27 protein-coding genes, 1 tRNA gene and 2 pseudogenes are annotated in these 21,756 nt (G+C 66.8%); 21 read left to right on the top strand and 9 right to left on the bottom strand.

The genetic code is table 11. The features are described 5' to 3' along the window. Positions 1 to 18: 18 nt before the first annotated feature. Positions 19 to 564 carry a tyrosinase family oxidase copper chaperone gene (locus IF655_RS24385; protein ID WP_199587243.1) on the top strand — a complete coding sequence of 182 codons (546 nt, stop codon included), beginning with the start codon at positions 19 to 21 and terminating at the stop codon, positions 562 to 564. Beyond that, on the top strand, positions 548 to 1,414 hold the full coding sequence (locus IF655_RS24380) for a tyrosinase family protein (protein ID WP_199587242.1): 867 nt from the start codon (positions 548 to 550) through the stop codon (positions 1,412 to 1,414). The genes IF655_RS24385 and IF655_RS24380 overlap by 17 nt, the downstream gene beginning before the upstream one ends. Before the next feature lie 94 nt (positions 1,415 to 1,508). Here IF655_RS24380 and IF655_RS24375 read toward each other — a convergent pair whose 3' ends face one another. After that, positions 1,509 to 1,823, bottom strand: a complete 315-nt coding sequence (locus IF655_RS24375; protein ID WP_199587241.1) for a chaplin — start codon at positions 1,821 to 1,823, stop codon at positions 1,509 to 1,511. A 175-nt stretch (positions 1,824 to 1,998) separates the two neighbouring features. Continuing rightward, a complete protein-coding gene (locus tag IF655_RS24370) occupies positions 1,999 to 2,952 on the bottom strand; it encodes a D-2-hydroxyacid dehydrogenase family protein (RefSeq protein ID WP_199587240.1) in 954 nt (317 codons plus the stop codon). A gap of 204 nt (positions 2,953 to 3,156) precedes the next feature. Here IF655_RS24370 and IF655_RS24365 point away from each other — a divergent pair, with 204 nt between their 5' ends. Continuing rightward, entirely contained in the window at positions 3,157 to 3,585 is a 429-nt protein-coding gene (locus tag IF655_RS24365) for a hypothetical protein (protein ID WP_199587239.1), read from the top strand. A 127-nt stretch (positions 3,586 to 3,712) separates the two neighbouring features. Then, complete coding sequence (locus tag IF655_RS24360; RefSeq protein ID WP_199587238.1) at positions 3,713 to 4,975, top strand: TerD family protein; 1,263 nt, start codon at positions 3,713 to 3,715, stop codon at positions 4,973 to 4,975. A 275-nt stretch (positions 4,976 to 5,250) separates the two neighbouring features. Here IF655_RS24360 and IF655_RS24355 read toward each other — a convergent pair whose 3' ends face one another. Continuing rightward, positions 5,251 to 5,490, bottom strand: coding sequence for a hypothetical protein (locus IF655_RS24355; protein ID WP_242488911.1), 240 nt, complete (start codon positions 5,488 to 5,490; stop codon positions 5,251 to 5,253). 145 nt (positions 5,491 to 5,635) lie between these two features. Then, positions 5,636 to 6,391: a GntR family transcriptional regulator gene (locus IF655_RS24350; protein ID WP_199587236.1), complete on the bottom strand. Its 756-nt coding sequence runs from the start codon at positions 6,389 to 6,391 to the stop codon at positions 5,636 to 5,638. Between the two features lie 79 nt (positions 6,392 to 6,470). Between IF655_RS24350 and IF655_RS31300 the strand changes: the two genes are divergently transcribed. The 6 genes and pseudogenes from IF655_RS31300 to IF655_RS31700 all read left to right on the top strand — a co-directional run bounded on the left by IF655_RS31300 (position 6,471) and on the right by IF655_RS31700 (position 10,580). Beyond that, positions 6,471 to 6,749 (top strand): hypothetical protein, encoded by a 279-nt coding sequence (locus tag IF655_RS31300; RefSeq protein WP_307815036.1) that lies wholly within the window; start codon positions 6,471 to 6,473, stop codon positions 6,747 to 6,749. Between the two features lie 523 nt (positions 6,750 to 7,272). After that, on the top strand, positions 7,273 to 7,497 hold the full coding sequence (locus tag IF655_RS31295; protein ID WP_242488910.1) for a hypothetical protein: 225 nt from the start codon (positions 7,273 to 7,275) through the stop codon (positions 7,495 to 7,497). Positions 7,498 to 7,505: 8 nt separating this feature from the next. Then, a pseudogene (locus IF655_RS24345) lies at positions 7,506 to 8,236 on the top strand (GntR family transcriptional regulator). After that, positions 8,233 to 8,514, top strand: coding sequence for a hypothetical protein (locus tag IF655_RS24340; protein WP_199587235.1), 282 nt, complete (start codon positions 8,233 to 8,235; stop codon positions 8,512 to 8,514). Before IF655_RS24345 ends, IF655_RS24340 begins: the two are co-directional and overlap by 4 nt. A gap of 374 nt (positions 8,515 to 8,888) precedes the next feature. Further along, complete coding sequence (locus IF655_RS24335) at positions 8,889 to 9,434, top strand: hypothetical protein (RefSeq protein ID WP_199587234.1); 546 nt, start codon at positions 8,889 to 8,891, stop codon at positions 9,432 to 9,434. A 201-nt stretch (positions 9,435 to 9,635) separates the two neighbouring features. Beyond that, positions 9,636 to 10,580 (top strand): restriction endonuclease, encoded by a 945-nt coding sequence (locus tag IF655_RS31700; RefSeq protein WP_199587233.1) that lies wholly within the window; start codon positions 9,636 to 9,638, stop codon positions 10,578 to 10,580. Between the two features lie 628 nt (positions 10,581 to 11,208). Here IF655_RS31700 and IF655_RS24325 read toward each other — a convergent pair. The 4 genes from IF655_RS24325 to IF655_RS24310 form a co-directional block, all read right to left on the bottom strand. Further along, positions 11,209 to 11,517: a hypothetical protein gene (locus IF655_RS24325; RefSeq protein ID WP_199587232.1), complete on the bottom strand. Its 309-nt coding sequence runs from the start codon at positions 11,515 to 11,517 to the stop codon at positions 11,209 to 11,211. A gap of 437 nt (positions 11,518 to 11,954) precedes the next feature. Continuing rightward, positions 11,955 to 13,265, bottom strand: a complete 1,311-nt coding sequence (locus tag IF655_RS24320) for a hypothetical protein (protein ID WP_199587231.1) — start codon at positions 13,263 to 13,265, stop codon at positions 11,955 to 11,957. Between the two features lie 196 nt (positions 13,266 to 13,461). Next, a complete protein-coding gene (locus IF655_RS24315) occupies positions 13,462 to 13,734 on the bottom strand; it encodes a hypothetical protein (RefSeq protein ID WP_199587230.1) in 273 nt (90 codons plus the stop codon). Between the two features lie 630 nt (positions 13,735 to 14,364). After that, positions 14,365 to 14,829 (bottom strand): NUDIX hydrolase, encoded by a 465-nt coding sequence (locus tag IF655_RS24310; protein ID WP_199587229.1) that lies wholly within the window; start codon positions 14,827 to 14,829, stop codon positions 14,365 to 14,367. Positions 14,830 to 14,847: 18 nt separating this feature from the next. On the opposite strand from IF655_RS24310, the gene IF655_RS24305 reads away from it, so the two are divergent. From IF655_RS24305 to IF655_RS24265, 10 genes and pseudogenes are all read left to right on the top strand, one after another. Continuing rightward, positions 14,848 to 15,627, top strand: coding sequence for a GntR family transcriptional regulator (locus IF655_RS24305; RefSeq protein ID WP_199587228.1), 780 nt, complete (start codon positions 14,848 to 14,850; stop codon positions 15,625 to 15,627). Positions 15,628 to 15,765: 138 nt separating this feature from the next. Continuing rightward, positions 15,766 to 16,122: a hypothetical protein gene (locus IF655_RS24300; RefSeq protein ID WP_031182347.1), complete on the top strand. Its 357-nt coding sequence runs from the start codon at positions 15,766 to 15,768 to the stop codon at positions 16,120 to 16,122. 2 nt (positions 16,123 to 16,124) lie between these two features. Next, positions 16,125 to 17,477, top strand: a complete 1,353-nt coding sequence (locus tag IF655_RS24295) for an FtsK/SpoIIIE domain-containing protein (protein ID WP_199587227.1) — start codon at positions 16,125 to 16,127, stop codon at positions 17,475 to 17,477. 76 nt (positions 17,478 to 17,553) lie between these two features. Next, complete coding sequence (locus IF655_RS24290) at positions 17,554 to 17,751, top strand: hypothetical protein (protein WP_199587226.1); 198 nt, start codon at positions 17,554 to 17,556, stop codon at positions 17,749 to 17,751. Beyond that, complete coding sequence (locus IF655_RS24285) at positions 17,751 to 18,413, top strand: DUF2637 domain-containing protein (protein WP_199587225.1); 663 nt, start codon at positions 17,751 to 17,753, stop codon at positions 18,411 to 18,413. The genes IF655_RS24290 and IF655_RS24285 overlap by 1 nt, the downstream gene beginning before the upstream one ends. A 19-nt stretch (positions 18,414 to 18,432) precedes the next feature. Continuing rightward, positions 18,433 to 18,624, top strand: a complete 192-nt coding sequence (locus tag IF655_RS24280; protein ID WP_199587224.1) for a mobile element transfer protein — start codon at positions 18,433 to 18,435, stop codon at positions 18,622 to 18,624. Between the two features lie 12 nt (positions 18,625 to 18,636). Continuing rightward, complete coding sequence (locus IF655_RS24275) at positions 18,637 to 18,792, top strand: hypothetical protein (RefSeq protein ID WP_199587223.1); 156 nt, start codon at positions 18,637 to 18,639, stop codon at positions 18,790 to 18,792. 24 nt (positions 18,793 to 18,816) lie between these two features. Further along, positions 18,817 to 19,131, top strand: coding sequence for a SpdD-like protein (locus IF655_RS24270; RefSeq protein ID WP_199587222.1), 315 nt, complete (start codon positions 18,817 to 18,819; stop codon positions 19,129 to 19,131). 51 nt (positions 19,132 to 19,182) lie between these two features. Next, positions 19,183 to 19,315 (top strand): annotated as a pseudogene (locus IF655_RS31695) (hypothetical protein); the annotation flags it as partial. A 94-nt stretch (positions 19,316 to 19,409) separates the two neighbouring features. Beyond that, positions 19,410 to 19,607, top strand: coding sequence for a hypothetical protein (locus IF655_RS24265; RefSeq protein ID WP_242488909.1), 198 nt, complete (start codon positions 19,410 to 19,412; stop codon positions 19,605 to 19,607). A 178-nt stretch (positions 19,608 to 19,785) separates the two neighbouring features. On the opposite strand, the gene IF655_RS24260 is transcribed toward IF655_RS24265, so the two are convergent. Then, a tRNA-Arg gene (locus IF655_RS24260) sits at positions 19,786 to 19,858 on the bottom strand. A gap of 271 nt (positions 19,859 to 20,129) precedes the next feature. Here IF655_RS24260 and IF655_RS24255 point away from each other — a divergent pair. Beyond that, positions 20,130 to 21,755, top strand: a complete 1,626-nt coding sequence (locus IF655_RS24255; protein ID WP_199587221.1) for a dynamin family protein — start codon at positions 20,130 to 20,132, stop codon at positions 21,753 to 21,755. Position 21,756: the final 1 nt, after the last annotated feature.

The following is a 21,756-nucleotide window of genomic DNA, read 5'->3' as shown; positions in this document are numbered from 1 at the left end:
GCGACGAGGAGTTGAGACATGGCTGTCGGTGCCGGTGGTGCAACGGTGGGGGCGGGAACGCCGATCGGAGCGAGTACGGCGAAACCGTCACGACGGGAGATGGCCCGGGGGCTGCTGGCCTCCGCCGCCGCCCTCGCCCTCGCCCCGGTGGTCGCCGCCTCCCGCCCGCTGCCCCCGGACGCCCCCTCGGACACCGCCTTCGACGAGACGTACCGCGGCCGCCACATCCAGGGCTACGCCGTCCCCGCGCTCAGCCGCCGCGGCGGCGAGGGCGACTGGCAGATCACCGTGGACGGCAGCCCGCTGCACCTCATGCGGCGCGCCGACGGCACCTGGATGAGCATGGTCGACCACTACACGTCGTACCCCACACCCCTGGCGGCGACCCGCGCGGCCGTCGACGAGCTGGGTCCGGGGCGGCACGTACGCGATCTGGCGCCGGGGCCGGTCGGCGGGAGCATGAGCCGCTCGGGCAGCGGCATGAGGCACTCGGGCGGAACCACGGGTCACTCGGGCGGGGTCATGGACGAGATGGCGGGGGGCACGCATGGCGTACACGCGTAAGAACGTCACGACGCTCACCGCGAGCGAGCGCCGCCGGTTCGTCAACGCGCTTCTTGAGGTGAAACGGCGCGGCGAGTACGACGAGTTCGTGCGCACCCACATCGACTACTACACCTCCGACGGCGAGAAGGGTCTGCGCGCCGCCCACATGTGCCCCTCCTTCCTGCCCTGGCACCGCAGGTTCCTCCTCGACCTGGAGAACGCGCTGCGCCGCGTCGACTCCTCGGTGACCCTGCCGTACTGGGACTGGACCCAGGACCGCGCCACCACCGCCGCACCCTGGACGGCGGACCTGCTCGGCGGCAACGGACGGCGCTCCGACCGCCAGGTGACGACAGGTCCGTTCGCCTACGGAGCCGGGCACTGGACCCTCAAGGTCAACGTCACCGACGGCAAGGCCCTCACCCGCGACCTCGGCCGCGCCGCCAACCCCATCCAGCTCCCCACCAAGAGCGAACTCCAGTCGGCCCTGGACGAGCCGGTCTACGACGCCTCCCCCTGGGACTCCACGGTGACCCGCGGCTTCCGCAACAAACTGGAGGGCTGGGGCACCGGCAGCGGCAGCGTCTCCTGGCGCAACCACAACCGCGTGCACCGCTGGGTCGGCGGCGAGATGCTCGGCGGCGCCTCGGTCAACGACCCGGTGTTCTGGCTGCACCACGCCTTCATCGACTACCAGTGGTACCGCTGGCAGCGGGCCCACACGAGTCACCGGTACCTCCCCGCGAACCCGCCGGGCGCGGGGGACAAGCAGCAGGGGCGGATCGTCGCCCGGCTCCAGAAGCTGCCGCCGTGGAATGTGACGCCGGATTCGCTGGAGGACGTGAGCGGGATCTATCGGTACGCCTGAGCTGGGGGATTCAAGGCATCTACGGGGGGACGCGGACAGGGAAGAGCCCCGGCGCTCGGAGTGCCGGGGCTCTTTTGTGTCGCGCGGGGGTGACTCAGTTGCCGTAGCCGGAGTCGCCGTAGCCCTCGGGGGCCTCGGGGGCGACCGGGGTGGTGGGCGGGGTCTGCTCGCCGACGTTGGCGCAGGTGTTGCCGAACGCCGGGTTCAGCAGGCCGACCACGTTGACGCTGTTCCCGCACAGGTTGACGGGGACGTTGACCGGAACCTGGATCACGTTGCCGGACAGCACGCCGGGCGAACCGACCGCGGCACCCTGGGCACCCGCGTCGGCCAGCGCCAGGCCGGCCCCGCCGACCACCACGGCGCCGGTGCCGAGGGCGACGACGGCCGCCTTCGCGATGCGAGACATCACGTTCTCCTTTTGTTGCCTTGTTGCTCGGGAAGCGCGGTCGGCAGGACCAGCCGCCGCACTTCCCGTTCAACGGCCCCGGCCGGGGGTGGTCACGGGCGAGGGGGCAGAGATCCCCCTTTTGCGGCGAAACGGGTCAAGGGGGTGTGTCGTGCCTGGTCGCGGTCGTGTGGGTTCAGGGGAGCTGCCGTACCGGCGAGCCCGCGAGGTACGCCTCGATGTTCTCCACCGCCTGCCCGTAGTAGGTGGCGTAGTTGCCCCGCGAGACGTACCCGAGGTGCGGCGTGGCGAGCAGCCGGGGCGCGCTGCGCATCGGGTGCCCGGCGGGCAACGGCTCGACGTCGAAGACGTCCACCCCCGCGCCCGCGATACTCCTGTTTCGCAACGCGGCGAGCAGCGCGTCCTGGTCGACGATCGCGGCGCGGGAGGTGTTGACGAGGTAGGCGGTCGGCTTCATCAGCGCGAGTTCGGGCGCGCCGATGAGCCCCCGGCTGCGCTCCCCGAGGGCGAGATGCACGGACACGAAGTCACTGTCCGCGAGCAGCTCTTCCTTGCTCGCGGCCAGCTCGACACCGGTGGCGGCGGCCCGTTCGGCGGTGAGATTCCGACTCCAGGCACCGACCCGCATCCCAAAGGCGAGCCCCACCTGCGCCACCCGTGACCCGATCTTCCCGAGCCCGAGCAGTCCGAGCCGCGCGCCATGGAGGTCGGCTCCGAGGGTGGACTGCCACGGTCCGCCTTGCCGCAGGGCGTTGCTCTCCTGAACGACCCCCCGGGCGAGTCCGAGGATCAGCGCCCAGGTCATCTCCACGGGCGGAGTCGACGAACTGGCGGTTCCGCACACGGTGACACCGTGCGCTTTGGCAGCCTCGTAATCAATAACACTGTTCCGCATCCCGGAGGCGACGATCAGCTTCAGCCGGGGCAGCCGCGAGATGAGCGACCCGGGGAAGGGGACGCGCTCCCTGAGGGTGACGACGATGTCGAAGTCGCCGAGGGCGGCGGCGAGGGCGTCTTCGTCGCGGATGTGCTCCCGGAACGGGACGACATCCACCGGCAACCTGGACCAGTCGGCCACCTCGGTGGCCACCCCCTGGAAGTCGTCCAGCACCGCGCACCGAAGTCGCATGTCATCTCCCCCTGACGGATGGGCTGTTGCGGGGGTAATTGGATCACGGGGGTTCCGGGGCGGGGGTGGGTGCCTGGTGGGCGGTGGGCTTTGGATCATGGGGGGTCCGTGCCTGGGCGAGGGCGCCTGGTGCGCTCAAGTACTCGCCCCCACCTGAGTACACGCACCCTGTTCGACCCCGCCCCGAACGGAAACCCTGATGCCATGACCAGAGCCTGGAAGTCCCTCATCACCCAGCCCCTCGCGATCCTCGCCCTGACCGCCACCTCCATCGCCCTCTGGGCGGCGTGGCTCGGCTGGGACCAACACCGCGACGTCCACCCCGACGGCTCGACCACCGGCCCGTACGAGCCCTGGCAGGTGATCGGCCTGGTCCTGACGTTGCTGGTCCCGGTGTGCTGGGCGGCGTACCACCGCCACTTCCTCGCGGCGATTCTCGGCACCCCGATCGGCTTGGCCATCGCGTCGTTCTACGACTGGTCGGACGACGACAGCGGGCTGTTCGTGATCGGGGTGGGGCTGGTGGTGGCGGGGAGCTTGGTGGTGTGCCTGTTGGTCACCGCGCTGATCGGGTCGATGTTCGGGGCGGAGGGGGACGCGGAACGGGAGGCGCGTGGCGCCGGGCACCGATGAGTCACAGAGCCCACCAGCAGTACAAGCGCCGGCAGGCTCCAGGCACTCACCAACACGACATCAGTGTTTGGCCACCACGGATCGACGAGGGACACCACTATGTACGAACCACCGTGAGAGGCCACACATGACCACGACTCTTGCAAAGGGCGGCAATGCCGTCCTGCCCGCGGCGGTGTGCCGCGTCACCCTCAGCTCCCCGACCACGGGCATCGACGTGTCCGCCGTTCTCCTCGGTCCGGACGGAAAGGTGCGCGGCGACGACGATCTGGTCTTCTACAACCACCCGTCGCAGGACGGGGTCCGGCTGAACGGGCAGACAATCGCCGTGGACCCGGCCGCGGTCCCCGCGACAGTCGACCGCATCGCGGTTGTCGCCAGCATCGACCCCGAGCTGCGGGCCACTCACTTCGACGCGAGCAACACCCCCCACGCGGTCATCGAATGCGGAAACGCGCGGATCACCTTCGCGCCGCCGCCGCTCGCGCATCGGGAGACGGTGGCCATCCTCGTCGAGCTGTACCGACGCGCGGGCGACTGGAAGGCAAGGGCGGTGGGCCAGGGGTGGGACACGGGGCTGGCGGGTCTGGCCGCGGACTTCGGCATCGTCGTGGACGACCCGGGACCATCCGTGGCGCCGGTCCCGTCCGCGCTTCCCTCGCAGACTCGCCAAACTCCTCCCGCGCCATCCCCTCCGACCTGTGCGCCGCGCGTCTCGCCGGTGATTCCGCCCGTCCCGTCGACGGCACCGGTTCGCCCCCTGGTCCCGCTGGGCAAAGTCGCCCTCACCAAGGCTGGTCAGGCGACCATCGACATGCGCAAGGACGACCCGAGCCTCACGGTGACGGCCACACTCGAATGGAACGGCGGGAGCGCGGCTCGACGGCAGGCCGGCGCCGACCTCGATCTGTACGCCCTCTACGTCCCCGGAAACCAGGTCACACCGATCGGCAAGCGCCCGAACAGGTCGGAGCACGTCGTCTACTACCGAGAACTGGGATCGCCCCTCGCACCGCCCTACATCGCCCTGGACGGCGATTCCAGAGTGCCGGGGCGGGAGACGATCACCATCCGCCGCCCCGACCTCCAGGGGTACGTCCTTCTGTGTGCCTACAGCGCGGTGGAGAACGGCACCGGTTCGTTCAAGTCCTACGGCGCCCGGGCGGTCGTCACCGACGGGCGCGGCTCCACCGTGACGGTGCCCCTGTTCAACAACCGCAACCTGTCCTACTGGGTCGCCATCGCCCTGATCGACTTCACCGTTCCCGGCGGCGTCCAGATCCGGCACGTGGAGAAATACAGCGGCAACCACGTCGAGGCCCGCCCCACGCTGTACTCCAACGGAAACTTCCGGATGAGCACGGGAAAGGTCGAGTTCAAGACCAAATAGCCGACGGGGGGACCTGCGACTCGCCGTCCGAAAGCCCTGACCGTGGGGGCCCGCGTCGTCGGCGGACGCCCCATGCCCCGACCAGCAAAAAGCCCTCCCGGAGGGAGGGCTCGGGGTGCGCCCCCGGCAGGACTCGAACCTGCGGCCAAGCGCTTAGAAGGCGCCTGGTGTGATGACGTTCGCCCCCTGGATGACCTGCGCGTTTTCTCGCCCTTGGCGCCACAATGCCCGCCCTTCGACACCCATTCGACAGTGCGCCAGAACCGGCGTGCTGCTCAGTCGCCGGCGAACCATACGTAACTGCCCGCAGTGGAGACGCACTCCTTCAGCACCGCCGCGAGATCATCCAGCGCCGCGCGCTGTCGCTCGTCCGCGCACCGTTCCCTCAAACCTGGCACTTCGGCGAGGGCGGCTTCGGCGTCCTGCTCGTTCATCACCGTGTCTCCGTAGAGGTCGACAGCGGTAAGCCGCCCAGGGACACCGAGATAGTGAAGCGCGCCCAAGGCATCGGCCAACGCATCACCGTGCCCGTAAGACCCGCGCAAGAACGTCGCGCGAGACTTCTTCCAGCTACGAGTCGGCCGAGCAGAGTGCAGTCCCACATCGATCCCCATGCCCCCAATCATCCGCGCTGCCATGGGGTTTTGTAGGGGTGGCCACTCAGCGGTTGATCGGGATCTCATAGACGATCTCGCAGTGAGCGACGGGCGCGACGATGTCCGCCGTCTCCACGGGCCGCCCTTGATCGCTGTAGTAAGTCCGCCTGATGTGCGTGACGAGCGCGGCCTTCTGGATGCCGAGCAGCGATGCTTCCTCGGCAGTCGCGTGCCTCGGCTCCGGCTGCTCCACCGCATGACTGACGGTGATACCGATCGCGGCCATACGGTTCACGACCCCGGCGCCCGCGTGCGGCCCTCCCTCCGGCAGGACGACGAGGGTGCCAGCGGTGAGGTCGTACGGCTCCCAGCTCGTGGAGAGCTGCACGGGCTTGCCGTCCGCGAGGAACTCGTACGTCGTCCGTACGCACAACGCGCCCTCGTCGACCCCCAGCCGCGCCGCGATCTCCGCGGGGGCCGGCACCTTGGCATCCGTCCGGCTCTCCCAGTCGCCCTGTCTGCCGACGGCCTTCATGTCCGCCCGGAACGGCGAGCCCGTGGGCTGCTCCCGCGCGGAAGACCGTACGACCCGCACGCGCCGCCGGGGCTCGGCGACGTACGTGCCCGAACCGGCGCGACCCTCCAGCACTCCCTGGGAGATCAGCAACTCCTGCGCCCGGCGCACCACGTTCTCGCCCACGCCGCACTCCTGGCCGATCTGAGCGCGGGAGGGCAGGCGGTCTCCCGGCTCCCACACACGTTCCGCGATCCGGCGCCTCAGCTCATCGGCGATGCGGAGGTACGGCGGTTGCTCAGACATATGGAAAATCTAGTCCACTAGCCCTAATCTAGTTAACTAGATTCACTGAAAGTGATCGCCGGTTGACGGAGGCTGCCCTGTGCCCGCTTCGGGAGTTAGCGCGGAGGCCATCGCCGCCCGGCTGTCCGCCCTCGGATTTCTCACGCGAGTGGAGGAACACCCCCGGCACACGACGGTCGAAGCGGAGATGCCGGACGACGTCTCCGCCGAGACATGGCAAGAGGTCCTGGACGCGGTGTCCGCTGCTGACCACTTCGGCCTCCTCGCCACCAGCTTGAACGCCCGCACCCTCTGGGCGGTCGTACGCAAAGCGGTCCCCACGACGGGCGATGTCGGGGGACCGAGCCATCAGCGATAGGAGCTGAGCAGCGTGCTCAACCGTATCCGCCGCGCCCTTTCCCTAGCTAGGGTGCGGACCTCGACCAAGGGCAGGCATCGCCGCCCCTTACGGCCCTCCGACCCGTCGGCCGACGCCTTCTCCCTGGCTCCCACGGACGCATCGACCGTTGTCCTGCGTCGGTCCTCCGCAATGACGGCTCATCTGGCCCCGCTCATGGGTGAGGAAGTCGCCCTGGTCCGTCCTTACGTGCTGGCGTGGGAGAGACGCGCGCGACCTCGCGCCGTGGTTGTCGCCCCTCACCTCCCCGCCGACGCGTGGTCGGCTCTCGCGGGGGTCCACTGATGCCACCCTGTCGACAGTCATCGAGCACGGAAGGTATGCCGGGCCCCTACCGCTCGACCGCCTGCCACATCGGTACGCACTCCGCCTGCGTGGAGTCACGTCCGGCACCGGCACCGATCGATCTCCCGGTGATCTACGAAGCGTGCGACTGCCTGTGCCATCGGGTCGTCGACCTGCCTGCGCCCGTGGTGGTGACCTGATGAGGCCCCCGATCACCGGTACCGCACCGGTAACGAGCGTCGAGATCACTGCCAGCACGGTGCAGCGCGGCGACGTCATCCAACTCGGCGGCTGCGCCTACCGCGTGAGCGACCTGCTCCAGCTCCCTCACGGTGCGAAGCAACTGGTCTTCGAGTCGGGCGAGTTGCTGACCATGCACACGCGTACCCGACTCATTGCCGTGCGGCCTATGAGAAGGCGGTGACGGCACTCATGCCTCCTCGCCACCATGACATCGCCGACGATCTACGGCGGCAGATCACGTCCGGCCGTCTCCAACCCGGCGAACGACTTCCGTCCGAAACGGCCTTGGCCGAGCAGTACGCCGTGAGCACGGTGACGCTGCGCCATGCCCTCGCAGTGCTCCAGGGCGAACGCCTCGTCGAGAAAATCCACGGCAAGGGCAACTTCGTCCGACGTGCGCCCCGCAAGATCATGTACGTCGGCGGCTGGGGAACGCTGGACCCGTTGACGGCCACTGGACCGGCGTTGCGCATCACCGTTCGTAGCGCCACGGTCCCGGCCCGCGGCAGCCTCACAGCTCTCTTGATGGTGCCGACAGGCAGCCCCCTTGCGGAGCTCTCTTGCCTCAGTCTCGACGGCGAGACGCCCCAAGGGCTGGCCCGCATCTACACGCCACGAGACCTGGCGCCGGCCGGAGTACTCGAAGACGACCCCGCGCGCCGAGAAGCGCTCGCAAGATTCGCCGTCGTCGGTCCACCACCGGCAGCCATCCGGGAGACGGTCTGCGCTCGCTCAGCGACACCGGACGAAGCCTCGGCTCTGAAGTCCCCTCCTCGGCGGCTGTCCTCGCTATCACGCGCGTCGCCACCGACTCCACCGGACGCGTCACCGAGGCCGCGCTCCTGGCGTTCCCAGGAGATCGCGTCGACGCGGTCTTCACCTCCCACCACGTGATCAACGAGAGGCATCCCTCGCCATGACAGCCCCGAGCGAACTCCGGCTTCTTCCTTGGGTGGGTCCGGAAGGCAAGCCCTGCTACCTGAGCACCGACGACGGAAGCGGTTACATCTCCCGCTTGGCGGACAACATCGAGTCGGTCCAACTCGGCTGTGCGGCTGAGATCCTGGAACAGGCACAGGACACTCTCGACGACGCAGACGCGGAACCGGACGAGCTCCACAGCCTGGCGCGGGAGCTGACCGGCGCACTGCGCGATGTCCTTCGAGTCGCAATCAACCGAAACTACTTTCCGACATAGGGCGAACCACTGGGACTCTGAAGACGTGCTACGAAGCGGTCCTTGACGAGGAAGACGCTTCCACGTGGGAACCGGAACCCAGCCACTCTGTTGGGTTCCGCTCTTCTCTTCCGGCGAGGAAGTAGAGCCTTGCCTCTCTCTCCCTCGGAACTAGCCGAAGACTCCAGTTCTTGCGAGAAGGACGCTTACCTGCACGGGGCAGTGACCGAACTGGTGTAGGGACGGCGACCATAGCTCATGATCTCTTCGTCTCGGAGCAGCTGAGGCGGGCAGGGTCGATTTTCGGGTGCTGGAGCTCGGGACAGGTCCAGGCAGCACGGGTGGTCGGGGTCGCCAAGTGGTGACTGGGCAGGGGAGCCCTAACATTCCGGGCCATGGGTATCGAGGTGGAACGCATCGCGCAGCTGGCTGACGAACTCAAGATTGGGTTCTGCGGTCTCAGCCTGGCCATACTTCCGCTAGCTGACCCCCGTCAGCCGCTCATGGCCATCTACCGCGACCTGTACGAGCAAACCGCAGACTCACCGCTGGTCATCTACCGCAATGACGGTACGCCGCACTCTGCGGAGCGGCTGACAGACATCTTTGCCAAGGTCAGCTCAACTGCGGGTGCTGGACTCGGTGAGGATCTGCTGAACTTCGCGACGATGCATGGTGCAGCCCGCCTGGGCGATACCATCCAGCGCGCGGGGCTGAGCGACAGGACAAGCCCGTTGCTTCAGTTCGTAAGGCACTTCCGCAACGCCTGTGCGCACGGCAATCGTTGGCACCTTCAGAACGCGGAGCCGAGGCAGCCAGCAGGGTTGCGCGGCATTGTCCTAACATCGGCATTGCACGGCTCCAAGGCGGCTGGGGGCACTGTTGGTGCGGGCGACTACCTGGACATGCTCGACGACGTGGCGGCCCACTTCCGGGCCTGAGGCTCGTCGGCCCGTCTCAATGACAGTCAGGACAAGCCGCCTCTGTCACTCGCCGTCCACTTGCGTCACCGGCCAGCCGACGTCTGCTGAATGACGGGTCATCACGACCTGTTGGATCAAGCCTTGTCGTACAGGCTGGTCATCGACTGATCGCGCGGTACCGTGATAGGTCGGTGACAGTGCGTGTGGAGGAGGGGGCAGGTGCAGCAGCCTGATGCCCGCAAGAAGACGATCAATCCCAGCGCGTACAACGCACTAGCCGACGCGCTCTGGTTGATCTACTGGAACAAAGATCCCTTTGAGCTGTACGTCCGAGGGATACTGAAGGACCACAGCGAGCTCCTGCCGCAGCTCAATTTTCAGGCCACCAAGCGCGAAGTCTCCGGCCAGTTGGTCAAACTGCTGCGGGCCAATGAGACCCGGTACCTGGACGTGACCGTGGCGCTCATGCTCGACATCGCCGCCATGGACCGGTTTCCTAACCTCGAACGACAGGTCGATGGTGACGTCATGGTGGCCAAGGCCACGGCGGCCGTGGCGGAACTGCGGCGCTGGACTCGCAAGCAGCAGGACATCATCAAGGAACACGAGGAGCACGCGGCGGCCATAGCTGAGAGTGCGAAGAGGGACCAGGACAGCCGAGTCTTCGCCCAAGCCCATGACGATCTGAAGCAACGGTTCATCGTGATGCACGCGGCGACCGACAAGCACCAGCGAGGGACGGACTTCGAGGGCTTCATCAACGAGCTGTTCGCCTTGTACGACTTGGAGCCGCGGGCGGCCTACATCATGGAGTACGAGCAGATCGATGGCGCCTTCTCCTTCGACACTGACTACTACGTTCTTGAGGCCAAGTGGTGGAAGGAGCGCATCGGTCGACGGGAGCTGGACGTCTTTAGATCCAACATCGAACGCAAGGGCAAGAACACCCTCGGTTTGTACGTCAGCATGAGTGGCTTCACCTCCGATGCCCTGGCGATCTACAGCCTTAGTACGCCGTTCATCACGATGGATGGTGGCGACTTCATGGCTGTACTGGACCAACGTATCCGCCTGAACGACCTGCTGACTCACAAAAGGAAGCACGCCAGCCAGACTGGTCATTGCTATCTGCCCGTCTCCGAGATCTTCTCAAGGATGGAATAACCGAGTAGGAGGGGTGGAGATAGACGATTGCGCCTGCGGCTGATTTCCGTTATGGCATTGAGAGTCGGCCTGACGGGGTACGGAGACGTGAAGTCGGAGGAGTCTCAATGGGTAAGGCAAGAGGTGTCTCCTTGCCCTGGGTCTTGTCGGGGATCTTGTAGACCTGGGTTTCCCTGCTCAGGAGCGGTGGGCTCGTGCGCCTGGTGGTCGTCGTTGGTCGTCATTGGCTGCTGTTGAGCGACCTCGGACGGCCCAGAGACGACCCAGTTTCAGACCGCTCGGCTGACGGCCAGCACCCTCAATGCGCCCAGTCTGAACCTCAGCCGACGACAGTCAGCCACGACGATGGGTCAGCCGCGGGTGCAGGCACGCGTGTCCCTCGCTGTGCCCCCGCCGGCCTGGACCACGCTGTCGACCGTCGAACCGCACAAGCCGCTACTACAAAAGCGGGTACGTGACACATCGCGTGATGACCTCTTCGTCCCGAAGCAACTTGGATGAGCGCTGGGCCTTGGAGTGGTGCACCTCTCACCTGCTGGTACGGTCCGCAGACATCCACAGGTGTTCGCCGCTGTATGTCGCCGTTGTCACGCAGTTAGACACTCAGCCTTAGCTCGTTAGAGCGCTGCTAAGCAGGGTCGCCGCTGTGTCCGAAGGCCATGGCTGCGCGGCACGTGTCCAGATGCTCGGAACAGCCGAAGTATTGCTTGGGTCGCTTGAAGAGTCCCAGACGCTTGGTCACCCGGTACTCCGGCACTTCGTTGCATCCCTGTACGTCGCAGGACGGAGCATGGTCCATGTTCGGGATGCGGTAGAAGTCCATAGCGATCGTGTCGCGTGTACCGATGCCGGCAGCAGCAATCTCGGCATCACTGCCATAGAGGATCTGCTGAGTACGGATCTGCTGGCCGTTGATGAGCTCTACATGCTGCCCCATGCCGGGACCTTACTGAACGCGAGCTCATGCCGGGTCCCTTCTCGGCATAAGCGCTCGACCAATCCGACGGCAAGAAATGCCCCCATTTTGCCGGTACGGCCACCCTTGTGCGGAAACTCGTCTGGGCCGGGCGCCTTGGCCTAGGGTTCCGCCGACCGGCAGCGATGACTCGCCTGTCAGTGTCGGTCGCCTGTGGTCGGCCTCGGCAGCCCTTGCACGCGCAACGGCCCAGGAGCGATCACTCGTCATCCGCCTGCCACTCGACCGGCGCCTGAGGGCCCGTAGGCGTCACGTACTCATCCATTGCTAGTGGAGCCTGATGCTTCTAGAGCAACAGTCCTCCGACCTGCGGCGCAGCCCAGGGTAGACATCGGGGGCCTCCGACTTCGACACGCATTCGACAGCGGCAGTTGCAGGCCTGGCTGAGCCGGGTCCACTCAGACGGAACCACTCCCATAGTCTGGCGGAAGTTTGCCAAGCATAGAGCTAATCGCCTTTAGGGCGAAACTCTCGCCGAGTTGGCTCAGCCATTCAATGGCTTCTTCCGTTGAAATATCATACTCTTCCCGGAATCGAATTTCGAGTTCCGCGCCCGCCTTCTTGATGCCTTCAACCGCCTCGGTTGCGGCCGCGTCCTGCTCCACCTGGCGCCTGCTAATGACGAATTGGGTCACTAGGGCTGCCAAGAAAAGCGGACCGATGATGTTGATGGCGAGCTTAACGATGGTTGCGATTGTTGAGACGGGAGTCAGGAAAGAACCTGCGCCCGTGAATAGCGAGTAGTAGGCGATTTGAGGGATCGAGGGACTACCCTTGTACTCGAAAGCGGCGGGATCAATTTGGAGGATTGTGTAATTGATGGCAGTGAAGGCCATGATGCCTTGCAGGTAAAGAGAGGCGTATGAGAAGGTGCTCACGATCAAGGCGGCAGCACTGGTTCGGTACTTCTCGAGCTGATACGCCCAGAAGTAGACTCCCTTGCTCATGAGTACTGCATTGCTGAGATTGGCAATAAAGGTAGAGAGCTGGCTAGCGTTGAACCTCTGCACACTGTCGTCGCGCAGGTCCGTGTTCACCCCGATCAGATGCACAGTGAACGATCCTTCGGAGAGACTCTCAACTAGCTTCTGCTGCCCTCTGAGAAAATGTGACGGCTTGATGGCGAACCACATTGTTCTAACCATCAATACGACGAAGTAGATCCCCAGGTAGGCAGCCGAGAGGGCCATGGCGACGTCATTTTCCGACACGCCAATCAGGATGAGCGCGAGCAAAGCCAGGAAGCGAGTGGCGGCGTTGAACTTGAAGTGGCGGACAAATGTGGTAGTAGCGTTCAGAACAACAAAGACCGCGATCCAGCTCCTGAACTTATAGAGCCATTTTGGAATTTTCCAAAGAATTATAACCAGAGGGAAGAAGATGATGTAGAGATACGCCAGGCGTCGCCCCTTCGAGAAGAGGAGCGTGATGATGAAGATTCCACCCATGATAAAGAACTTGTAGTCAAGCGCAAATTGCGCCCACGGGGCGTATTCGTCAATGAGGTACGAGTCTAGATCGAAAACGAACAGTTTTACTGTTATGTATGTCCAGAGCAGGAAGCCGAGAACGTTGAGGGTCCACACTTTCCATTTCGGCCATGGCTTGCTTGCCGCACCAGAAGCGCTGCTTGACCCTTCTTCAGTGCTTGATGCGGTTTCGTTTCGGACCGCAAGGTCAACCTTGCTCCACAAGGAAGTGTTGCTCATAGCTGCCTACTCAGGGACATCTCCTCAAGGGAAAGTGTGTCCGGCGGTTTACTCGGACGGCAGGTCGCGTAACCGGATCTCGACTGATCTGGTGGCTCATTGGCCGGCGTGTTGCTCATGCTGGTCTGACGGTCCCCGTAAGTGCGCCCGCTGGTCACTGCCCCATCGGGCGCACGAGGGTGCGGCTCGGCGAGCGTTACAGGTTCGCCCTGAGCCACTCAGCGACGCGCTGGTCAAGGTTGTAGCTCGCCCACGGGGTGCCGGTGACGTCCAGTACGAGGAGTTCGTCGTTCTCGTCGACGTAGCTCTTGAGGGTGTCGCGAACCTGGGACACGCTCTTCGTGGTCTTCACCACCCACGTGGACTCCAGCGGGTGGCACCACGATCCCAGCGCCTTGATCTCCTCGATCAAGGCCGCGTAGTTCTGTCCGGGGCTGTTCAGGTCGTACCCGATCATCAATGCAGCCATGTTGATCATCACCTCAGTTCTGAGGCGAACCACCCGGGTGTGTCACGGGGTTGGAGAACTCCATGGCTCGTTGTAGGGTCCCAGGGCGCGACCAACGCACTAGGCCCCATGCTGGGCGGTTCGACCTCAAGTCGAAGCCCCCAGGCTGGGGCCTGCTTTGGTTTCGAACGTCCATCAGTAGAGCACCCCATGAGACGCTCTGCAAGCAAGGGCCCCATAAGTTGTGTTACTCGCACGTAGAGACACAACATGTAGTGTTTTCAGGAGTTGTTCGAGGCTGAGGTGGCGTCAAACTTTTGAGGGTATACCCCTACGCTGACAACGGTCGGTGGAGCGGCTTTGGGCTGGAGCTGCTTTGGGGGGAGTGATCATGGCCCCGTAAGCTTCCGGCGCGTCGGGCTGTCTGTGGACCTGCCGTTAAAGCACGACGTTGGGGCCATGCTCTTCGAGGCTCCCCCCAAAGTGGCTGCCTAAAGCCGTGGAGCCGACCGCCCCAGCCACGACGTGTCCTGACCTCATGCCGCCAGCCAACCCACACCAGGGCGCGCGTCGGCGCAGCGCGGGCAGAGCGGGCCGAAGGCAGGAGCGCCGCCCGCAGCGCAGCCGGGGCTTGATGAAGTAGAGAAAGTCTTATCCCGCTGGGATCAGGCGTTTGCCGTCATGGCTCCGCACATGCGGTCCGTTGCCGTCCAAGGCATCCAGCAGCCTGACCGCGAAGACCTCCGACATCCGCTCGCTGACCTCGTCCGGCGTGAGCCAGGAGACAGCCGTGGACTCGCTAGACGTGCGCTCGATGCCGCCCGACGGCTTGCAGCGGAAGACCAGGGCCACGATGCCGCGGGGCAAGTTCTTGTAGATGCCGGTGAGTTCGTCCACCTCGACGTGGATGCCTGTCTCCTCCAGGACCTCGCGGGCCACGCCGGCCTCGGGGGTCTCGTCGAGTTCGAGGATGCCGCCGGGGAGTTGCCAGGCGCCGTTGTCGGCTCGGCGGATCGCCAGGAGGCGGCCGTCCTCGCGCACAACCACTCCGGCCACGGACACGGAGTGCAGGGGAGACGGGTTCGCTTCCTGTGGTTGACTCATGTAAAGGAGCATAGGAGGCAGAGAAGGACTATGGGAACTGCGGCTGGAGGGGTCGGTTCCGGGCCTCGGTACGTGCAGATCGCTGACGAGATCGTGCAGCAGATCCGGGCGGGGATTCTCAAGCCCGGTGACATGGTGCCGAGTGAATCCGAGCTGGTGGAGCGCTACGGCGTCTCTGGGGGGACGATCCGTAAGGCCATGGTCGAGGTGCGGGCCAGCGGGCTGGTCGAGACCCGGCACGGCAAGGGCTCGATCGTGAAGAGTCGACCTCCGGTGCGGCACCGGTCCTCCGACCGCTTCAGGCGCTCGCTCCGCCAGGGCGGGCAGGCGGCCTACCTCGCCGAGTCGGCACAGTCCGGCGCCACCGCCAAGGTCAGCGTTCTCTACATCGGCCCAATGGACGCGCCCGAGGACGCCGCCCAGCGTCTGGGCGTCCCTGTCGGCGCGCAGGTGCTGGCCCGTCGGCGTCTCTACTTCCGCAACGGCACTCCGGTCGAGTCCGCCACGTCCTACCTGCCTTGGGACGTAGTGAAGGACATCCCGGAACTGTTCGCCGAGAACCCGGGCGGTGGTGGCATCTATGCCCGACTCGAAGACCACGGCCACGAGTTCGCGGAGTTCGTCGAGACACTGCAAGCGCGGCCGGCCTCCAAGGCGGAGTCCTCAGAGCTTGCGCTGAGCCCAGGGGCTCCCGTAGTCCACCTAATCCGCGAAGCCCGTACGACCGCAGGACTCGTCGTCGAGGTGTGCGACACCCTCATGGCCGCTGACCAGTTCGTTTTCGAGTACCGGATCCCTGCCGACGACTGACGGCTGCTCAATTCTGCGCAGCCCGTCGTGAGTTCTTCCTCGCGGCGGGTTGACTCATGTACAGGAGTCATGCACTCTTCTTTGTGTCACTCATGTACATGAGTGCAGGAGTTGGGCATCTATAGAGGAGTGATCTCTGTGCGTCAGATCCCCGTCGACACCTCCGGCGCCGTCGTCATGGTCGCCAAGTCCCCGCAGGTCAAGGTTCGTGACCGCCGCACCGGTGAGATCGCCACCGACACCGAGACCGGGGCGAAGCTCATGACGGTGGACGTGATGTTCGCGGCCAACGAGGAGGTGGAGATCCTTTCCGTCACCGTCCCGGAGCCGGGCATCTCCGGTGAGCTGGCCATGGGCACGCCTGTCGCGCTCACCGGTCTGATCGCCCGGCCGTGGGAGAACGACTTCAACGGTCAGAAGCGGCACGGCATCGCGTTCCGCGCGGTCGCGGTTACGTCCCTCGCGGGCGCTGCCGCAGGTGCTGAGGCGGCCTGATCATGACCGTCTACGCGGTCTCCCTGGTGCTGGTCGCCGCTGCCGTAGGTCTCCTGCGGTGGCGGCGCCCCACCTGGTACTGGTTGACCTTCGGGGTCACGCTGGCCGTGGTGCGGGTCCTGGTCCGGTACAGGTCGGTCATGGACGCCTGCGGGCTGACGGTTCCGGCCGCGCGGTGGCGCCTTGCCCTGGCGCGAGCCACCAACCGGCCTATACCGGAGCCGCGTTCGCCGCGCATCCTGCGGATGAGGCCAACCCGCACTGGCCTGGTCCTGCGGCTCAAGCTGCGCCCCGGACAGGACGCCTTCGACGTCGCTGCCGCCTCGGACCGGTTACGGCACTCGTTCTCGATGTACGGCGTCGCCTCGCGGGAGGTCCGGTCCGGCGTCGTCGAGCTGCGGATGACCGGCTACGACGTACTCAAGCGGGTGCAGATGCCGGCTGAGACCGACCCGCGGCCCATGCGAGTCCCGGTTGCCCTGCGACAGGACGGCTCGGTGCACTACCGCGACTACCGGGCGATACCCCACGCCCTCACCCTCGGCGCCACGGAGTCCGGGAAGTCCGTCTACCAACGCAACCTGGTCGCCGGACTCGCGCCGATGGATGTCGCCCTCGTCGGTATCGACTGTAAGCAAGGGGTGGAGCTGTACCCCCTGGCCCGTCGGTTCTCCGCGCTGGCGGACGACGCCGACACCGCCGCTGAAGCGCTCGATGCGCTGGTCAGCCGTATGGAAGGTGTCTACCAGCTCATCCGGTCTCAGCAGCGGATCACCTCTGATGTGCCGGATGCGGAGATCGCTGCCGACATCTGGGACCTCCCCGACGAGCTGCGCCCGGTCCCGGTCGTGGTCCTGGTCGACGAGGTCGCGGAACTCGCTCTGTACGCCAGCAAGGAGGAGGAGAAGCGCCGAGACCGGATCGTCACCGCTTTGGTCCGTCTCGCCCAGCTCGGCCGTGCGGCCGGCATCTACCTCGAAATCTGCGGGCAGCGCTTCGGCTCCGAACTCGGCAAGGGCATCACCATGCTCCGTGCCCAGCTCACCGGCCGCACCGCCCACCGTGTCAACGACGAGACATCCGCCAACATGGCCTTCGGCGACATCGCCCCGGACGCTGTTCTCGCCGCCATCCAGATCCCTGCCGAAATGCGTGGACTCGCCATCGCGGGCGACTCCTCCGGAGGCTGGCATCGCATCCGTGCCCCGCACACCTCGCTCCGCCAGGCCGTGAACATCTGCAACCGGTACTCCGAACGGACACCGGTTCTGCCTGAGCTGGCCGCATTCCGGCCCGTTCTCTCCGCCTCCGCCGCGCCCGTGTCGCTGGCCAAGGCGTCCTCGGCCACTGCCTGACTCTTCTGGCCCCTTCGGCCGACCACCCCCGTGCCATGTCCCTACCCCCGCCATGCCTGAACAAGGGAGAACCGTCATGTGCCCCGCCTGCGAGGACTTCGCCCGAACCGCGCTCCTGCTGGGTCAACTCGCCCTGTACGCCGACATGGACGGCGCCGACCTCGACTTCGTGGAGGTCGTCAGCCCGGCCCTCGCTGTGTCGCTGCCCGAGCCGCCGCCCGGCATGTTCCCCAACGACTCCGACGGCGCCTCCGGCGGCCCCGGTGACTCCTGATGGGAGCCCGTCGCGGTATCCGGGTCGACGCGGTCTTGGTCCAGGCGGTCATTGCCGGCGCCCTCTCCTTCGCCCACCTACACGACCTGGCCGCCGCTGCGGGGCAGAACGGATGGAAGGCGTGGGCGTATCCGGTCAGCGTCGACCTGCTCCTGGTCGCCGCGTGGCGACGCCTGCGCAGCGAAGGACCGTCCCGGCTGGCCTGGTGCTGGTTCGTCGTCGCGCTGTTCGCCTCGCTCGGCGCGAACGTCGCCACTGCTGGGTTCCTCGACCTGGCCAACCCGCCCGCACTGCTCCGGCTCGGCATCGCCGGATGGCCCGCAGTCGCGTTTCTCGGCGGAACACTCCTTGCCCACTCGCCCGATGCGGAGCCGGACCAGGCTCCACCGGGAGCCGTCGCCGACGTGCCGGAAGTCGAGCAGTCGGAACTGGAAGTGGTGTCCGAGCCCGATGCGGTCACCACTCCCGTCACAGACGACCCCGCTTCATCGTCGCCGGTGGTACTCGCTCCGCAGATCCCCGCCGTCCTCATCGAGCACGCCCGCAAGGTCGCCGACGAGTACCGCGCTCGCACCGGAGCTCCGATCGACCCGGACACCCTCCGATCCCGCCTCGGCGTCCCGTCCCAACTCGCTGACGCGATCGCCGCCCAGCTCGTCTGACCGGAAGGAGATCCCCGCGATGCCTGCCCGCGAGAACTTCCACTCTGTGATGCGGATCGGTCCCGTGCAGATCGGTACCCACCGCGACCGCCACGGCCGAACCACGCACGCCGCCGTCTGCACCGCCGACCGCTGCGGCTGGTCCGCCGACTACTCCAGCCAGACGGCCGCCCAGCTCGCCGCTCGCACCCACCGCTGCCACGTCCGCTAGGAGACACCGTCCATGAACGTCCCTCTCTGGCTTGCCCTGTTGGCCGTCGGTTGCCTCGGCGTCAAGCTCATCCGCCCGCCCTGGTGGCTCATCGCCGTGCTCCTCCTCGGCGGCTACCTCCTGGCCGACAGCGTGCTGGCCCCCGTCATCGACACCGCCGTCAAGTAGCCCGTCACGAAAGGAGAACCGCCCATGTTCCGGCCCAAGTTCCCCACCATGCCGCAGCCGACCAGCCTGCCCGTCGTAATCGAGCCGACCACCGTCACCGTCGGCAGCCAGGACACCCCGGCCCCGCCGGCACCTGTCGCCCCCGCGCCGTCCCGCCCGGTCGTCCAGCTCACGCCCGGCACCGCCCTCGCCTTGGTCGGCGGCGGTACGGCAGTCGTCCTGGTCCTCGGCACCGTCCTGGTCTCGCTGCTCCTGGCGGTCGCGATCACCGGTGCCTCGGTCGCCGTCTGCGCGGTCGTTCTGCGCTCCCTGCTCGCCTCCGGCGCCAAGCGCCGCTGACCGACTCCTGGGCGGCCTCGATACCGCCAAGCATCCGCCGCCCAGGAGCCGTCCGCCGTCCGTGAACACCCACGCGTCTTCGCCACCCTCACGGCCCCTTCCTTTGGCCCGGTCCACAACCGCCCCGATCGTGGCGCGTGCCGCTGCGACACCCCGCACGCCCCCGACAGCCCCAATCTGGGCTGCGGGCGGCACATCGAGAACGAGGAGCTTCGGCCCGGCGATCTGCTCTTTCAGGGGGAGAAGGGCACTTCTTCGAGTCGCCCACCGGCAAGCGGGTGTACGACATCCGGCACACGCGCCTGACCAAGTGGCTCAACGACGGGATCCCGCCCGCGCAGGTCGCCGACTGGGCCGGCAACAGCGTGCCCGTGCTTCTGGCCACCTACGCCCGTCGCGTCGAGGGACAGCTTCCTGATCTCAAACGGCGGCTGGAGGCTGCCGGAGATCTGCCCGAGCGGCCGGATGTCGGCTGACGGAGCCCACGAAAACTTCGACACGTATTCGACACGGCCACCCGCCAGAACCCGGTGACAGCCGGACGGCCCCGGAGTCTTCCCATGATCGTTGGGGGAGAGACCGGGGCCTCGTCATGCCCACTGGAACCACGCCGGAACAGCAAAAAGCCCTTCCCGGAGGAAGGGCCAGAAGACGCGCCCCCGGCAGGACTCGAACCTGCGGCCAAGCGCTTAGAAGGCGCCTGCTCTATCCACTGAGCTACGGGGGCCCGATGCGGGTCAAGGATAAAGGTGACTGGTCCCCGACCCTGTCGCCTCGCCTCCGTGGCTCGATGTGGAGGTTCGGTGAAGCGGTCCTGATAATCGCAGGCGGGTACGAATCGTGCATCGCTTTTGCGCCCCGACGCGCCGGGTGTTGTGCACTCGTTATGCCTGGAGTGTGCCCGTGCCCCAGTCGTCCCGTCCGTCCGTTCTGTTCTGTCGGCGCGCAGACATGTCCATATGCTTCAGAATTCCCTCAAAATTGGGCATTCTTCCCATGTGGTGACCTTGGACGTACGGCCCCAGTTGCTCGACACACTCTCCGCCCTGCGCGACCGTGTCGCCGCGGCTCGCTTTCCGCTGCCCCTCGCGGGAGCACCGCGCGTGCGCGCCAACCGCGACGAACTGCTCGCACAGCTCGACGACTACCTCGTACCCCGGCTCCGCTCGCCCGAAGCGCCGCTGCTCGCGGTGGTGGGCGGCTCGACCGGCACCGGCAAGTCGACGCTCGTCAACTCCCTCGTCGGGCGCCGGGTCAGCGAGGCGGGCGTACTGCGGCCGACCACCCGGACCCCCGTCCTCGTCTGCCATCCGGAGGATCATCACTGGTTCAGCGGGATGCGCGTCCTGCCCGACCTCACCCGCGGCCCGCTGCCCCAGCAGGACCGGTACGAGGACCGGCACCAGGACCGGCACCAGGACTCCCGTGACGAGCACCCCGCGCGCGTACTCCGCGTCGAGACCGCTGAGAGCGTCCCGCGCGGGCTCGCCCTCCTCGACGCCCCCGACGTCGACTCCCTGGTGGCCGAGAACCGCGTCCTCGCCGCCGAGCTGATCTGCGCCGCCGACGTCTGGATCATGGTCACCACGGCCGCCCGCTACGCCGACGCCGTCCCCTGGCACCTGCTGCGCACCGCGAAGGAGTACGACGCCACCCTGGTGACCGTCCTGGACCGCGTACCGCACCAGGTCGTCGCCGAGGTCTCCCGCCAGTACGGCGCCCTGCTCACCAAGGCCGGGCTCGGCGACGTACCCCGTTTCACGGTGCCCGAGCTGCCCGAGTCCGCCTGGGGCGGCGGACTGCTGCCCGCGTCCGCCGTGGCGCCCCTGCGCGCCTGGCTGCTGCACCACTCGCAGGACCCCGCCGCGCGCCGCCAGGTCCTCGCCCGTACCGCGTACGGTCTCCTCGACTCGCTCAAGTCCCGGATGCCCGAGCTGGCAGGCGCCGCCGCCGCGCAGTACGCGGCCGCGCTCCGGCTCACCTCCGCCGTCGACCACGCCTACGACAGCGAGCACGCGCGCGTACGCGGACGCGTCAACTCCGGCGCCGCCCTCGCCGGTGACGCCCTCAAGCGCTGGCGCGCCTTCCCCCTCGACTGCACCGCGGGCGAACTCCTGGACGCCCTGGTCGAGAGCCTGGCCGAGCTGCTGCTGTGCGCCGTGACCGCCGCCGACGAGCGGACGCACGAGGCATGGCGCCGCGAGCCCGCCGCCCGTGCCCCCGAACTGACCGCCCAGGACCCCTCCCCGGAGCCCCCCGAGCACCGCATCGGGCTCGCGGTACGGCGCTGGCGGCGCGAGCTGGAGGAGTACGCCGAGGACGAGGTGCGCGAGCTGGAGCGGGGCGCGACGGTCGACGCCGAGGTCGTCGCCGCGCTGGTCGCCACCGCCGTACTCGGCGGACACCGCGCGCGTACGGCGGGGGAGCGGCTCGCCGAGCGGATCGGTCCCCATGGCGCGCTGCGGCTGCGCGACCGGGCGGGGCGCCTGCTCACCGAGCACGTCGACCGCGTCATGCACGCCGAGCGCGAACGCCGTCTCGCCCCCCTCGACGCCCTGGACGTCCACGCCGAATCGCAGGCCGAACTCATCGCCGCGCTGTCCGTACTGCAGAAGGAGAGGTGAC

The sequence above is a fragment of the Streptomyces sp. DSM 110735 genome, assembly GCF_016482685.1.
Classification (GTDB): domain Bacteria; phylum Actinomycetota; class Actinomycetes; order Streptomycetales; family Streptomycetaceae; genus Streptomyces.
This window is presented reverse-complemented; position numbering and strand designations above follow the sequence as displayed.